The sequence below is a fragment of the Candidatus Binatia bacterium genome (assembly GCA_029243485.1).
Lineage (GTDB): Bacteria > Desulfobacterota > Binatia > UBA12015 > UBA12015 > VGTG01.
Map to the genome: position 1 here is coordinate 117,913 of JAQWRY010000003.1, position 13,603 is coordinate 131,515.

Consider the following 13,603-nt stretch of genomic DNA (forward strand, 5'->3'; position numbering starts at 1 on the left):
CGCTTCCGTTCGCCATGCCGGTTCGATCAGTCGTTCGCGGCGCCGTCGGCGATCCAGGTGCGGATGCGATCGATCTGGTCGGGCTCGAGCATCCCGGTAATCGGCATGTTGGTGCCGCACACGACGTCGCCCCCGTTGATCTTGTTCATCAGCAGGCTGTTGTCGGGGTTGCCCGGGTCGACGCGCAGGCCACCGTTCTCGATGCACTCCGGTCCTTCCGCATCGACACCGACCAATTCGTCGTAGGCGACTGCTTGCGAGGCGAACGAGAGCTCGCCGGCTCCCGACCCATGGCAGCTGCCGCCGGCGCAGCCGGCGCTGACGAAGATGTCGGAGTAGATCGAGGTGAACGTCGTGTTGGCCGGCGCGGGTGTCGCGGTGGGAGGCGTCGGCGGGCCGTCGTCGCCCGGAAGCGAAAGCGCGAAGATCGTGCTTTCGCGCTCGCCCACGATGTAGGCCATTCCGCTGCCAAAGTAGGCGCGACCGTCGACGATGGCAGTACCCGACGCGATCGTGCCGGGGGTCTCAAAGGCGAAGAGTTCGTCACCGGTCTCGGTGTTATAGCCGCGCAGTGTCGTCCAGGTGGGGACGTAGAGCACACCGTTTGCGATGGTCACCGGCCCCCAGACCCAATCCTCCAGGGTCTTCTGCCAGACAGTCGCCCCCGTTGCAGGGTCGAGCGCGACGAGGGTCGTGTCCGAGCGGTCCTGCTGGTTGTGGGAAACGAAGAAGAGCCGCTCGCCGTCGTACGCGCCGGTATTCAGGATGCCACCGATGAGAGCGCTGCCGCCGCTGACCGGCTTCTCCCAAAGGACCTCGCCGGTTCCGCGATCGAGGCCCCAGACGACGCCGGACTTCTGGCCGGCGGCGAGCATCTTGCGGGTCACGCCGTCAACGTCGGCGTCGAAGAGCGTGGGGTTGGTCCCGAAGTCGCTGTCGGGGCTCTTCGGATTGAGGATCGTGAAGATGTCGTCTTCGGTGAGCTGTGTCGTCCAGACGAGTTCGCCGGAGTCGAGGTCCAGGGCGAAGATTGAATCCGAATTCGGACCGCCGTCGCCGGTGTAGTTGTTTCCGGTCGTCCCGAAGACGTGGCGGGCCTCGAGGTCGACGGTCACGGTCGACCACACGGTCGCGCCGTTGTAAGGCGGGATGGCGGTGTAGTGACGCCACCGTTGTTCGCCCGTTTCACGGTCGAGAGCGATGACGCCGCCCCGGAACGTCGCGCCCTCTGCGACGACCCCTTCTTCGATTGAGGAGGCGCCGACGAGGATGAAGTCGTCGACGACGATCGGCGAGGAGTATCCCGACGTCACTCGGTTCGTGTCGCTGGGAGTTTGCCAGATCACCTCACCGTCGGCGGGGTTCACCGCGCTGATGAGCCCGATCTTCGTGTGAATGTAGAGCACGCCGTCGTGGTACGCGGCCGAGGACGTCGCCGGGAGGTCGCGGTTCTCCCAGAGGACCTCCCCGCTGTCGGCGTCGATCGCGTACGAGCCGCCGTTGGAAGTCGCGTAAACGACGCCGTTGACGACGACCGGCGTGCCGTTCGGCTGGGCGGCCGGCTCGACGGACCAGTGGAGCTTCAAGTCGCCCACGTTGTCGCGCGAAATCTTGTCTTCGAGCTTCTGGTGGTACGTAGATGCGTAGTCGCGGCCGAGCATCGTCCACTCTGCCGGGCCCTCTTCGTTCGGGGGCTCGATCCCGCCGCCGCTGTCTCCCAGGTCGACGTCGGAGCAGCCGACCCAAAAAGAGGTTCCGAGCAGGCACAGTGCGGAGGTGAGGATGCGATGGTTTTGAGAGGCGTTCATGAAGGCCGACTCCGGTTTTTGGCAGGCCCCGAAAAAAGCCGGAGGGCCTTGGCCTGCGCACCCTTTGTTCTCGCGCGCCGGGCGGAGCCGGTCAACCAAAGGACCCGGGGACGGGGTGAGAGGACATGCGGTGTGCGCACCGGCCCGATTCCGGATCCTATCCGCCGCCTCACGCTGGAATCGCTCTCTCCCAAACGCCGGGAAAGATCGAGCGCTACCACCGCTCGATGAAGAACGTGGTGAAGCTGGAGAAGTACTACCGCCCGTGGGAGCTGGAGCGTGCGATCAGTCGCTTCGTCGAGCACTACAACCACCGGCGCTACCACGAGTCGCCGGACAACGTGACTCCAGCCGATGCATATCATGGCCGGCGCAACGCGATCCTGACGCGCTTCTTCGCCGGTTTGACGCTACTGGGATTCGGGCACGTGTTCATCGCGCCGCAGCTGGGTGGGGCGGTCTTCATGGCCGGATTCGCCGTCGTGTCCTTGCTCGGGGCCCGTCACCAGGACCGCCAGCTCCTCGTGGCCAAAGGTCTCGGGTATAAGGACTTCATGCGCAACACGTCGATGGTTCCGTTGGCTGCGATCCTCGCGCGACGGCAGCGCCTCGTGGTCCGGGAGCTTCCGTGGGGGATGATTGGGTCCACGATCTTGGTCTGCGTCGGGGTTCGCTACGCGCACGCCGGCCTTTTCGCCTGGTACGGTCGCCGGTGATCGCCGCGACACTCGGCGGCGCGGGGTTCTTCCTCGCCAAGGGGTTGTTCGCCGGCCGACCAGTCGTGCCGTGCGATCGCGAGGCGGTCTTCTGGTTCTTGCTGATGAGCCCGATGCTCGTGTTGCTCGGGCGCGTCGTTCGACACGGGATCGCCGCCATTGGTCTCGTGGTGATGCCGCTCTGCGGGTTCTGGGCCGTTCTCGTACTCGGGTTTCTCGTCCGCCGTCGGGCCGCCGGGTTCGTCGATTCGCCTGCATTGGTCGCTGTCGGTGGGCGGCTTCGAGAGGCGTCTTGAGCTCGGCTCCGGTCTCTGGGCGCATCGAAGAGCTCTGGTCCGCGGATCTCACGGGCCGGTGCGGTGTGTTGCACGTCACGGCCGTCGGGCGGGCCACAGACGGAGGCGCGACGGTCATTCGGATCGGTCCGGAATCGCCGGCGAGCGAGACGGATTTCTTTGCGCTCTCCGTCGCGCGGGCACGGTCCGACGCCATCGTCACGACGGGGAGCATTCTGCGCGCCGAGTTGGCGGTCTCGCACGATCCCGGGCCCGCCCTCACCGAGTGGCGAGGTTCGGTCCTGGGAAAGACCAAACAGCCGATGCTGGCGATTCTGACGCGCGGGACCGGTCTGCCGGAGGCGCACCCGGTGTTCGAGCGCCCGAACGTGCTCATCGGAACTTCCGTCGAGAGCGCCCCGGAACTCGAGGCGCGGCTCGGGCCCCGGGGTGTGGCCGTGGTGGGTCTTGCCGACAGCTCGCTTCGCGGTCTTCTTCGCGAACTCGCACGTCGGGGCCTGCCGGACATTTGCGTCGAGGCGGGCCCGTCGACCGCCGGTTCGTTGTACGACGCGCCCGTCGTCGTCGATGAGTTGCTGCTCTCGGTCTACGAAGAAGCGCCGCTGCCACCGGCTCTCGACGCCGGCCCGTTTCTATCGAGCGCTGCTCTAGCGGAGCGGTTGGGCCCACCCGTCTCGGCGGTGTCTCGCCGGGAAGCGAGCGGGCTCTGGCAGTTTCGTCGTTTCTGCCGGAGCCGTGGTCGGACCAGGCGCAGCTGAGATCGGTGCTCGTCGAGGAACGGCCGATCAATCGCCGCGAACCCTCGGTCCCTGAGGAAGGGCGAAGGCGACATACTGACCAGACGAGGGCTGCCGCAGCTTGCCGCCGCCCGCTGCGATCACCACGAATTGTCGGCCGTCCGCCTCAAACGTGGCGGGCGTCGCGAAGCCCGGTGCCGGGAGGTCCGCTTCCCAGAGAACGTCGCCGCTCGATGCGTCGAACGCGCGCATCTTGGCGTCCGGCGTGGCGGCGAGGAATAGGAGGCCGGAGTCGGTGAGGACCGGCCCTCCGTAGTTCTCGGCTCCGTGACCGCTCTCGCCCGTGGCGAGCACCTTCGGATAATCGCCGAGCGGAACCTGCCAGCGGATCGACTTCTCGTTCAGGTCGATCGCCGTGAGGGTTCCCCACGGCGGCCTGGATCCGGGTACGCCATCGTCGTCCCGCAGGTCCTGGTAGCCGGCGTTGACGAACGTGGCTTCGCCTTCGATCTGGGCGGCCCACTCGGAGGGAGCATCTTCGGGGTCGGCGAAGTAGACCCAGCCCGCGATGACCGCGGCCTGCCACGGCTCGAGCATGCTCGCGAAACCGGGCATGCGCCCGCGCCCTTCCATGATGATGTCGTACAGATCGATCGGTCCGACCCGATCGCCGATGTCGATCAGCGAAGGGATGGACCCTCTGTCTCCGCGCATGTCCATACCGTGGCAACTCGCGCAGGCGAAGATGTAGCCCACGGCCGGGGTTTGCATGAGATCCGTGTCGGCGTCGATCTCGAGCATCTGAATGATCGACACGATTTGGTTGGCGTTCACAAAGAGCAGGCCCTCGTTCGCGTCCCAGGCGGCGCCACCCCACTCGGCGCCGCCATCCATCCCCGGCGCGAGGATCGTGCCTTCCGGGCTCGGTGGTTCGAAGGCACCCCCGAGCCGCAGCTTCTCTACGCGAGCGCGGAGGGCGGCTGCCGCCGCCGGCGTGCGCCCTCCCACGTCCGCCATGCCAAAGCCCTGACGCACGAACGGTGGCGGTTCTTCGGGTAGTGGTTGAGACTTGGCTGGTGCTTCCCCGGGCACCGCGCCCGACCCGACCGGGACCTCCCGCATCGGGACGAGCGGCTCGCCGGTCTCGCGATGGAATAGAAACGTGTGGCCGGTCTTCGTGACCTGGGCCACGGCAGGCACCGTCGCACCTTCGTGCTCGATCTCGACGAGGTTCGGTGGTGAGGGAAGATCGCGATCCCACATGTCGTGGCGGATGAACTGGTAGTGCCATCGGCGTTCGCCGGTACGCGCGTCGAGAGCGACTAGCGAGTTGGCAAAGAGGTTGTCACCCGCGCGGTCGCCACCGAAGAAGTCCGGTGAGGCCGATCCCGTGGGGACGAACGCGAGTCCGCGTTCCTCGTCGACGCTGATCCCGGCCCAGGAGTTGGCGCCCCCCGCGGTCTTCCACGCGTCCTTCGGCCACGTCTCGTGACCGGCTTCGCCGAGTCGGGGGATCGTGTGGAAGATCCAGCGTTGCTTGCCCGTGCGGACGTCGAAAGCGCGAAGGTGTCCGGGAGCGGCTCCCGCGGCCTCGTTGACCCGGGATCCGAGGATCAGGAGATCTTCGAAAATGGTACCGGGCGTCGTTGCGACCACGCCCATCATGTCGTCGCCGACGTCGCGCCCAAGTCCTTCCTGGAGGTCGACGAGGCCGCCGTCACCGAAGTCGGGGATCCTCTGGCCCGTGCGCGCGTCGAGTGCGTAGAGGTGGGGGCCGGCGCCGAACAGGATGCGCTCGTCGTCCCCGTCTTCCCAGAACGCGACTCCGCGGCTTCGCGTCCACGACTCGTTCGAGGTGTCGGGTTCGAAGCTCCACAGTTCTTCGCCGGTGGTTGCGTCGAGCGCGAACAGGCGGAGGGACGGCGAGACGCCGTAGAGGACCCCCTTCACCACGAGCGGGTTGAACTGGATCTGCGATCCGCCGCTCGGGTGCGCGTCGCCGGAGTCGTAGGTCCATTCGATCTCTAGCTGGGAGACGTTCTCCTTATTGATCTCCGTCAGCTTCGAGTGGTGGGAGACGGCTTTGTCACCGAGGTAGGTCCGCCACTCGCGGTCGGCACTGGTCCCGCGCGAGCGCGCCTGCTCGAACGCCTCGGAGGGCGCGCTCGGCCTCGGCTCGCAGCCGGCCAGGACCGAAGCGATGGCGAGCGCGCCGAACGAGATGGCGATCACGGTTCCTTCTCCGCCTTCTCTGCGTCGGGGCGGTGGTCGTCGTCCTCGTCGTCGCGGCCGAAGAAGCTGCCAAAACCGCCAAGCACAGAGCCGATCGCGTTGCCGCCGCCGCGCACCGCGTCTTCGACGAGTCGCGTACTGCCGCCGACCAGGGATTCGGTCTGGTCCGCGGCGGCGCTGCTTCCGGGAACCACGGAGCGGGCACCGTCGAGGACGGCCCGCGTCCCTCCGCGGACGGCATCGAGCCCGGTCGACACCAGTCCGATGCTGGCGCTGGGCACCGTCATGAGGGCGGACTGGAAGACGGCTTTCGGCGGGATCCTCATCTGAGGATCCCGCACGTTGCCCGAGATGTTCAGGGGGATGAAACGCCACCCGTCCTTGCCCGTCACATAGGGGAGGGCGATGCCGGTCGAGAAGAGATCGCGGTTCGAGTTTGGCCCGATCCCCAGCGCGAGCTTGAGGTCGACGTCTTGGTTCGTATTGAGCGTCCCGGAAGCTTGGATGCCGGCTTCCGGACCCCAAAGCCGGAGGCGATCGGAGGAGAGAATCCCCTTCCGCACGCGGAACTTCCCGCCGGAGTTCATCACGACGAGATCGCGAAAGCCGGGGATCCCGGTGATGTTCGAAATCTTCTTCAAGTAGTCGGAACCCGTGACGCGCCCCTTGGTCCAGGAGATCTGGCCGTCGATCTCGACCTGGTTGAGCACCGCCCGCGGGTCCGTCCCGTGCCCGGTCAGTTGCATCTCGGTTGCGAAGATTCCCGTTCTCGTACCGAACCCGCCCTGGTCTTTGAGGCTAGCGGTCAGTTCCGGGATCTGCGCGTCTCGCAGAGAGATCGTGCCGGAGTATGAGAGCCCCGGCGTCGAGAGATCAACCGAGGCCAGGATTGAAAACGCGCCTTTCGCGAGAAGTCCGTCGAGCTTCGGCACCTGGATCCGACTCTTTTCGAGCGTTGCGGCGCCGGCGACCGTGGACAGAATCCAAGGGTCGGCGAGCAGTGTGGCCACGCGTACGTCGACGGTCATCCGGCCGTCGCCGGTATCGTAGGGCCCCAGGTCGCGGGGATTGCTCGGTGCGTACCGGCCGAGGACGGCATCGAGGTCGAGGATGTCGATGTCGATGTTGCCGTCGAGTGCGATCGTGTCGAGGAGCCGCTCGTCGGTGGTCCCAGCCATCTTCAGCCGGACCACCGCGGAGGCTGTCGTTTCCGGATGGCGGCCCCAGTCGATGGGGTCGAGCAGGCCGTGCGCCTCTGCGAGCTTCACGTCGTGCAGCTTTGCCGTGCCCGAGTATCGGAAACCCTTCACGCCGAAGTCGATGTCGGCGGTCACGTCGGCGGTTCCTCCGGCGATGTCGGCATGTACGTCGGGCAAGGACAACTGAGTGCCTTCGAGTGTGGCGACCGCTTTTGCATCGGTGAACTCGAATCCCTCGTAGCGGACTCGATCCACGCGGAGTCGCGCGTTCACTCGCAAGTCTTCGAGCGGTAGGGGGCCAGGAACGTCGTCGTTGTCGGGGTTCGCGACGTTGGGCACCAGAGTGTCTACGTCGACTTCGCTCAGCGTCAGATCGGCATCGATCGCGACCGGGGTTGTCGTCATCGTACCCGATCCAGCGATCGTCGAGTGGGTGTCGGTCCCGAGCGTGATCGCGCCTTCGAGGTTGAACTTCAGGGGATTTTGGTGGGCGAGGCCCGTGAGCTCCAGTCGCTTCAGGTCGATCTCGAGTTGGAGGGGTCGGCTCGGTCTTTGGTGTTCGTCGTGAAGTTGCACCTCCGAGTCGTGAATCACGATATGGTCGAGTTCGAGTGTCGCCAGCATGTCATCGCCGGAGTCGGCCGCCTCGGGCGATGCCGACTGGGTCTCTTCGCCGGCCGCGATCGCGTCGAGGAGTCGCTGCAGGTTCGACTCCCCGTTCGGTCCGCGATGGATCGAGAGGTCGATTCCGTCCACGAACACCGTGGATATGACGATTCGCCCGTCGAGCAATTTCCGCCAGACGGGACGCACGGCCAATTCGCGGATCTGCAGGACTGCAGGATTCGCCCCGCCGGACGAGCTCGGCGCGAACACCTTCACGCCTCGGACCTCGACTCCTTCGAGCGCGAGCCCCATGCCCGAGATCTCGACCTCGATGCCGGTTCGTTCCTCGATGGAGTCCAGCACGTACCGCTCGATAATTTCCGGGCGCAGGAACCACCAGCCTGCGGCGATGACGCCGACCACGGTCAGGGCGGCAAGGCCCAGGAGAATTCGAAAGAGTGACCGCATGGGACGCAGTTTCCTGCCGTCGGTCTACTCGGCCGCCCGGGGGGGCACAACCGGGGGCGAGCCCCCCCCCGTCGACAGCAAGCCCGGCTCGGCGTTAGTATCGGTGCCGATGACGCCCGCGCAATCCGAGCCCGCCCGCTTGTACGACCCTCTCGCACCGGATTTCGGTGACCATCTCTACGAGATCTACAGGACGCTCCGCGACGAGCATCCGGTCTACCACGACACGCGGCGAGACCAGTGGGCGCTCTCGCGGTTCGCGGACGTTCAGGCGGCGTTGAACGATCCGGCGACGTTCTCGTCCGAGGACACCAGCATCTCGCAGGGGCTATTGCCGATGATCCAGCAGCTCGATTCGCCACGACACGACCGGCTGCGGGCATTGGTGTCGCGCGCGTTCACGCCGAGGCGCATCGCCGAGATCGAGCCGCGCGCGCGGGCCGTCGCCATCGAGCTTCTCGACGAGTTGCGCGACACGGGGCGGGTCGATCTTCTGCGTGAGTTCGCGCGGCACCTTCCGAGCCGGGTCATCGGCGAGATGATCGGCGTGCCGGCGGATCGGATCGCGATGTTCATGGAGTTCACCGAGAAGATGATCGTCACCCCCGGGAACGCGACGTCGGGGAGTGAGGAGCATGATCGCTCTCCGGCCATCGCGATCTACGAGGAGTTCGCACGCCTCCTCGAGGAACGAAGAGCCTCCCGAAGCGACGACCTTGTGAGTGCTCTCCTCGATGCCGAGCTCGACGGCCGCGGTCTCACGCAGGAAGAGCTTCTCGGCTTCTGCTTCGTGTTGATCGTCGCCGGCAACGACACGACGACGAACTTGATCGCGAGCGGTTCGGTGCTGCTGGCGCGCCACCCGGAGCAACGGGCGTTGCTGGTTGCCGAGCCCGAGCGAATTCCCAACGCCATCGACGAGATGCTCCGCTTCGAGACGCCGACGCAGGCTCTGCCGCGCCGGCTTACGCGAGACGTCGAGCTCCACGGCACTCGTCTCTCGGAGGGGTCGGTCGTCTCGCTGTTGTGGGGATCGGCGAACCGAGACGATCGCGAGTTTGAGAAACCGGAGCGTTTCGACATCCACCGCGAACCGAAGCGTCATCTCGCCTTCGGACACGGTGTGCACTATTGCCTCGGCGCGAACCTTGCGCGGCTGGAGGCGCGAGTCGCGTTCGAGGAGCTTCTCGCTCGCATCCCCGACTTCGAGCTCGACGGGGCCCCGGGTTGGCTCCCGTCGATCTGGGCTCGCGCGCACGACACGGTCCCGATTCGGTTCTGAGCCCGGTCTAGAGGACCGCCAGAACCTCGGTGCACGGGTCCGTCAGCGGCGGGAGCGCGATCGAATCATGCCCGACAAACCCATGCCTACGCCGCGTTCGCTTCGGGTTCCGTCTCGAGTCCGGGCACGGGAAACGTCTCGCAGTGCGCCTCGACCTCGGCACGGATTCGACAAAGGGTCGTCCGGTCCGATTCCTCGCGGAGCGCACGAACCATCCACCGCGCCAGAAGCACCATGTCTTCCTCCAGCATCCCCCGCGTCGTGACCGCGGGGGTGCCGATCCGGATCCCACTCGGCCGCAGCGGCGGACGGGGGTCGTCCGGGATGATCTGCTTGTTCGTCGTGATCGCGACCTCGTCCAGCACTCGCTCCGCTTCTTGCCCATCGAGGCCGAAGCTCCTGTGCGTGTCGACCACGATCATGTGGTTGTCGGTGCCGCCGGTGACGAGCGCGATGCCCTCCTCGAGGAGCGCGCGCGCCAGCGCCCGGGCGTTCGTCAGAACCTGCGTCGCGTACTCCCGAAACGCCGGCTCGGCCGCCTTCTTCAGCGTAATCGCGGACGCGGCGATCGCGTTCATGTGCGGTCCTCCCTGCAAGCCGGGAAAGACGGACTTGTCGATGGTTCCCGCGAGCTCCTTCTTGCACAGAACGAGGCCCGCGCGTGGTCCGCGGAGGGTCTTGTGGGTCGTCGTCGTGACGAGGTCGAAGCCCGCATCGAACGGATTGCGCATCGCACCGCCGGCGATGAGACCGCCCACGTGGGAGACGTCGGCCATCGTGAGCGCGCCGACCTCGTCCGCGACACGGCGAAACTCCGCGTAGTCGTAGTCGCGCGGGTACGAGGTGTAACCGCACAAGACGAGCTTGGGACGTGTTTCCCGCGCGAGCCGCCGGAGCTCCGCGAAGTCGATTGCGCCCTCGTTCGTAGGGTCGGTCTTATACCGGACGAACCGGAAGATTCGGCCCATGTGGGACACGGGTGCGCCGTGCGTGAGGTGCCCGCCATGCGAGAGGTCCATCGCGAGGATCGTGTCGCCCGGGTCGAGGAGACCGAGATATGCGGCCTGGTTCATCGGGGAGCCGGAGAGCGGCTGGACGTTCGCGTGCTCGCATCGGAACAGGGCGCACGCCCGGTCCCGCGCCAGGTTCTCGATGACGTCGGTGAACTCCTGCCCGCCGTAGTAGCGGCGGCCCGGATATCCCTCGGCGTACTTGTTGGTGAGGACGGACCCGAGAGCCGCGAGAACTTCGGGGTAGGTGTAGTTTTCGGACGGAATGAGTTCGGCCCCGGCGCGCTGTCGGCGTTCCTCGCCCACGAGGGCGTCATGGATGTCTGGGTCGAAGGCGGCGAGTTGCGTGCGGAGGTCGTCCGTCATGCGACTCAGATTGGGCGTTCGCTCGTCGGCAATCAATTTAAAAGGATTGGTAGAAGTATGCAATTTGACTAAACAGTGAGAATCCGGAACAAAACGGTGTGCGGCTCGACCAAGTGGACCTCAACAAGCTGCAGGTCTTTTATTCCGTAGTGGAGGAAGGCGGCGTCTCGGGGGCGGGTCGTGCGCTGGGTCGCACCCCGTCCGCCGTGAGCCAATCGATCTCCGCGCTCGAGGCCTTCCTCGGCCAGAAGCTCTTCGATCGAACCGGCCAGCGGATGATCCTCACCCGAGGTGGGCAAGTGCTGCACGAGCGCTTCGGCGTGTACCAGCGGGCGCTTGCGCGGGTCGTCGCCGAGATCGCAAACGAGGAGGGCGAGGTCCGGGGGACCGTTCGTATCGGGCTGTTTCTCGGCGCGCCCCGCAAGCGGTTCGCAGCGTTCGTGTCGAGCTTCACCCGTGCTCATCCCGCGGCCGGCATCCGCGTCTTCTACGGGTCGGCGGACGACCTGGCGACGCGTCTTGCGAACAACAAGCTGGACTTCGCGTTCTCGTTTCGGCCGTCCGGTGTCTTGCCGGGGATCGACGCGACGCGCTTGTTCGAGCGGGAGCTCATTCTCGTCTCGGGCAAGAAGTATTTCGCGAAGGGCTTCGACCGCGCGGAGCTCGAGCAGGTCCCAATCGTGGACTACTACCAGGGAGATCCGCTGATCGAACGGTGGTGCCGGCGCCATCTCGGCGCCACGGCTCCTCGGCTCGACGTGAAGATGTGGGCGGCCACGACCGACCTGGTCCTCGATCTCGTTCTCGAGAACGCCGGAGCCGCCGTCCTCCCGACCGATCTGGTGGCGGAGCACTTACGCAGAGGCCGACTCCGCCTGCTGCGTCCCGGGCGCAAGCGATTGGTCGATTATCTCTGGTTGCTCGAGCCCGCGGGCGCGTTCCGCGATGTTACGCAGGCGGCGTTTCATGCCGCTGTCGTCGAGGCGTTTGCCGACTCAGACGGAGAGATCGGGTAGGCGCCAGCCGCGCTCGCGCAGCTGTTCGTTCCACACGAGCGCCTGGTTTCCGAGGAACACGAACGCGATCGATCCGATCATCAAGATCACGGTGTAGATCCACAGGTTGAACTCGTCGAAGAGGCCGCCCTGGCAGCCGTACAGATCGCAAGCGCCGCCGTAGCGGTAGAGGAACGCGTTGTGGGTCAGTATCTGGCCTAGGTACAGGCCGAACGAATGGCGGCCCAGCCAAGAGAGAGTCTTCTCGACCGGCTCGATCCAGTCGATCCGGCTCATCGTCCACAAGAGCACGACGGTGAGCGGGAGTTCGAGGAAGCGGTCGCCGAATCGCCACATGCCCGGCCACCACAGTCGTTGTTGCCACAAGTAGAAGGGCACCATCACGGCGAGCGAAATCAGCACCGCCTTGGGGCCGATGCGTCCGACGCGCCCGGCGAGCAGCATACCGAAGGCGACGTGGAGGAAGAATCTGGGCGGGAAGAACAGCCAGCCCGCGACGCCCAGTTCGCCGCGAATCCAGTGCGGGAACATCAACGTCAGCATCGTTGCGACCCAGCAGATCCCCAGGAGGGTGTATCCGCCGACCCTTCGCGAGAGCCAGTGAAAGACCGGGAACAGAATCACGAACTGGATGATCAGCGTCACGAACCAGCTCGTACCGATCTGACTGAGCCACCCGATCGCGTGCCAGAACGGTAGCCCGAGCGTGAGCCGCACCATCGGCTCGGGCGGGCGCATCACGAGGATCATCACCCACCAAACGGCGACGGTCGCGTATGCGGGAACCAGGATTCGTTTGAAGCCGCGCCAGTACCACTCGCGTGTCCGGCCGGTGCGCGTATGGCGTCGGAACCACGTCTCGGAGTTCAGTCCGAACAGAACGAGGAAGACGGGAACGGCGTGGTAGAACAGAAGGCTCATCCACAAGGAGCCCTCGAGCGCCCAGGAATGGATCAGCGTGACGCCGATGATCGCCCAGCCCTTGACCATGTCGATGGCCGGGATGTGCTCCGGCCGGGTAGGCGTCGGGTTCCCCATCTAGGAGGTGGTCCTTAGCGGGGCCTAGGCGCGGATGCGAGAGCCCCCGCCGCTCGCTACGCTCGGGGGGAGCCCGCCTGTGTATAGCGTCAAGGAAATTCTCTACACCCTGCAGGGAGAAGGCGCGCGCACCGGGCGCCCCGCCGTTTTCTGCCGCTTTTCCGGGTGTAATCTCTGGTCCGGCCGCGAGGCCGACCGGGCGGACGCCGCCTGCGACTTCTGTGATACGGACTTCGTCGGCACAGACGGGCCGGGCGGTGGGAAGTTCGCCACAGCGTCCGACCTGGCGGCTGCGATCGCTGGGACCTGGCCCGATGTCGTCGGTAGCCAGCCCTACGTGGTTTTCACCGGGGGTGAGCCTCTCCTGCAGCTCGATGCCGCGACGGTGGCGGCCTGTAAGGAGCGTGGCTTCGAGGTTGCGGTCGAGACCAATGGCACCGTGGAGCCGCCGCCAGGCGTGGATTGGCTGACCGTGAGCCCCAAGCCCCGCTCGGAACTGCGGGTCACCCGGGGGCACGAACTCAAGCTGGTGTACCCCCACGACGTCACCCCGCAGAGCGTCGAGCACCTGGATTTCCCGTTGTTCTATCTCCAGCCGCTGGACGGGCCCGAGCGCGATGAGAACACCGCGCGGGCGATCGCCTACTGCCGCGAGAACCCGAGCTGGCGGCTGAGCGTCCAGACCCACAAAATCCTTGGGATTCCCTGAGGTTTTCGGCAGGTCCGCGCCCTCGCGGATACGTGCACAGGCGATCACTCCGGGGCGGAATGGGGTCTCGTTCTACGACACCGAGCCGCCAACCTTGCTTTGCGTCTCGACGAAAGCACA

Annotated in this window: 10 protein-coding genes and 1 pseudogene; 6 read left to right on the top strand and 5 right to left on the bottom strand. The window is 66.0% G+C overall.

Features of this window, described 5'->3' with window-relative positions; translation table 11 throughout:
• Positions 1–26: 26 nt before the first annotated feature.
• Positions 27–1,808 (bottom strand): PQQ-binding-like beta-propeller repeat protein, encoded by a 1,782-nt coding sequence (locus tag P8R42_02615; protein ID MDG2303541.1) that lies wholly within the window; start codon positions 1,806–1,808, stop codon positions 27–29.
• A 191-nt stretch (positions 1,809–1,999) separates the two neighbouring features.
• Between P8R42_02615 and P8R42_02620 the strand changes: the two are divergent.
• The 3 genes and pseudogenes from P8R42_02620 to P8R42_02630 all read left to right on the top strand — a co-directional run bounded on the left by P8R42_02620 (position 2,000) and on the right by P8R42_02630 (position 3,578).
• Positions 2,000–2,179 (top strand): annotated as a pseudogene (locus tag P8R42_02620) (integrase core domain-containing protein).
• Between the two features lie 341 nt (positions 2,180–2,520).
• The gene (locus P8R42_02625) at positions 2,521–2,820 is read left to right on the top strand and encodes a hypothetical protein (protein MDG2303542.1); all 300 of its coding nucleotides are present in this window, start codon (positions 2,521–2,523) and stop codon (positions 2,818–2,820) included.
• Positions 2,817–3,578: a dihydrofolate reductase family protein gene (locus P8R42_02630; protein ID MDG2303543.1), complete on the top strand. Its 762-nt coding sequence runs from the start codon at positions 2,817–2,819 to the stop codon at positions 3,576–3,578. Before P8R42_02625 ends, P8R42_02630 begins: the two co-directional genes overlap by 4 nt.
• Positions 3,579–3,605: 27 nt before the next feature.
• Here P8R42_02630 and P8R42_02635 read toward each other — a convergent pair whose 3' ends face one another.
• Together P8R42_02635 and P8R42_02640 are read right to left on the bottom strand one after the other, a co-directional pair.
• Positions 3,606–5,789 (bottom strand): PQQ-binding-like beta-propeller repeat protein, encoded by a 2,184-nt coding sequence (locus P8R42_02635; protein MDG2303544.1) that lies wholly within the window; start codon positions 5,787–5,789, stop codon positions 3,606–3,608.
• Positions 5,786–8,062: an AsmA-like C-terminal region-containing protein gene (locus P8R42_02640; GenBank protein MDG2303545.1), complete on the bottom strand. Its 2,277-nt coding sequence runs from the start codon at positions 8,060–8,062 to the stop codon at positions 5,786–5,788. Before P8R42_02640 ends, P8R42_02635 begins: the two co-directional genes overlap by 4 nt.
• Here P8R42_02640 and P8R42_02645 point away from each other — a divergent pair.
• Positions 8,061–9,344, top strand: a complete 1,284-nt coding sequence (locus tag P8R42_02645) for a cytochrome P450 (GenBank protein ID MDG2303546.1) — start codon at positions 8,061–8,063, stop codon at positions 9,342–9,344. The two genes, P8R42_02640 and P8R42_02645, sit on opposite strands and share 2 nt — an antisense overlap.
• Before the next feature lie 86 nt (positions 9,345–9,430).
• On the opposite strand, the gene glyA is transcribed toward P8R42_02645, so the two are convergent.
• Positions 9,431–10,720, bottom strand: a complete 1,290-nt coding sequence (gene glyA / locus P8R42_02650; GenBank protein MDG2303547.1) for a serine hydroxymethyltransferase — start codon at positions 10,718–10,720, stop codon at positions 9,431–9,433.
• A gap of 98 nt (positions 10,721–10,818) precedes the next feature.
• On the opposite strand from glyA, the gene P8R42_02655 reads away from it, so the two are divergent.
• A complete protein-coding gene (locus P8R42_02655) occupies positions 10,819–11,736 on the top strand; it encodes a LysR family transcriptional regulator (GenBank protein ID MDG2303548.1) in 918 nt (305 codons plus the stop codon).
• Here P8R42_02655 and P8R42_02660 read toward each other — a convergent pair.
• Positions 11,716–12,774 (bottom strand): acyltransferase, encoded by a 1,059-nt coding sequence (locus P8R42_02660; GenBank protein MDG2303549.1) that lies wholly within the window; start codon positions 12,772–12,774, stop codon positions 11,716–11,718. The genes P8R42_02655 and P8R42_02660 overlap by 21 nt on opposite strands.
• A 34-nt stretch (positions 12,775–12,808) precedes the next feature.
• Here P8R42_02660 and queE point away from each other — a divergent pair, with 34 nt between their 5' ends.
• Positions 12,809–13,483: a 7-carboxy-7-deazaguanine synthase gene (gene queE / locus P8R42_02665; GenBank protein ID MDG2303550.1), complete on the top strand. Its 675-nt coding sequence runs from the start codon at positions 12,809–12,811 to the stop codon at positions 13,481–13,483.
• Positions 13,484–13,603: the final 120 nt, after the last annotated feature.

What these genes read in the sequence shown, in the direction of transcription:
- P8R42_02615 (MDG2303541.1), bottom strand. Translation starts at nt 1,808, where the DNA reads ATGAACGCCTCTCAAAACCATCGCATCCTCACCTCCGCACTGTGCCTG.
- P8R42_02645 (MDG2303546.1), top strand. Translation starts at nt 8,061, where the DNA reads ATGGGACGCAGTTTCCTGCCGTCGGTCTACTCGGCCGCCCGGGGGGGC.
- P8R42_02640 (MDG2303545.1), bottom strand. Translation starts at nt 8,062, where the DNA reads ATGCGGTCACTCTTTCGAATTCTCCTGGGCCTTGCCGCCCTGACCGTG.
- glyA (MDG2303547.1), bottom strand. Translation starts at nt 10,720, where the DNA reads ATGACGGACGACCTCCGCACGCAACTCGCCGCCTTCGACCCAGACATC.
- P8R42_02660 (MDG2303549.1), bottom strand. Translation starts at nt 12,774, where the DNA reads ATGGGGAACCCGACGCCTACCCGGCCGGAGCACATCCCGGCCATCGAC.
- queE (MDG2303550.1), top strand. Translation starts at nt 12,809, where the DNA reads ATGCGAGAGCCCCCGCCGCTCGCTACGCTCGGGGGGAGCCCGCCTGTG.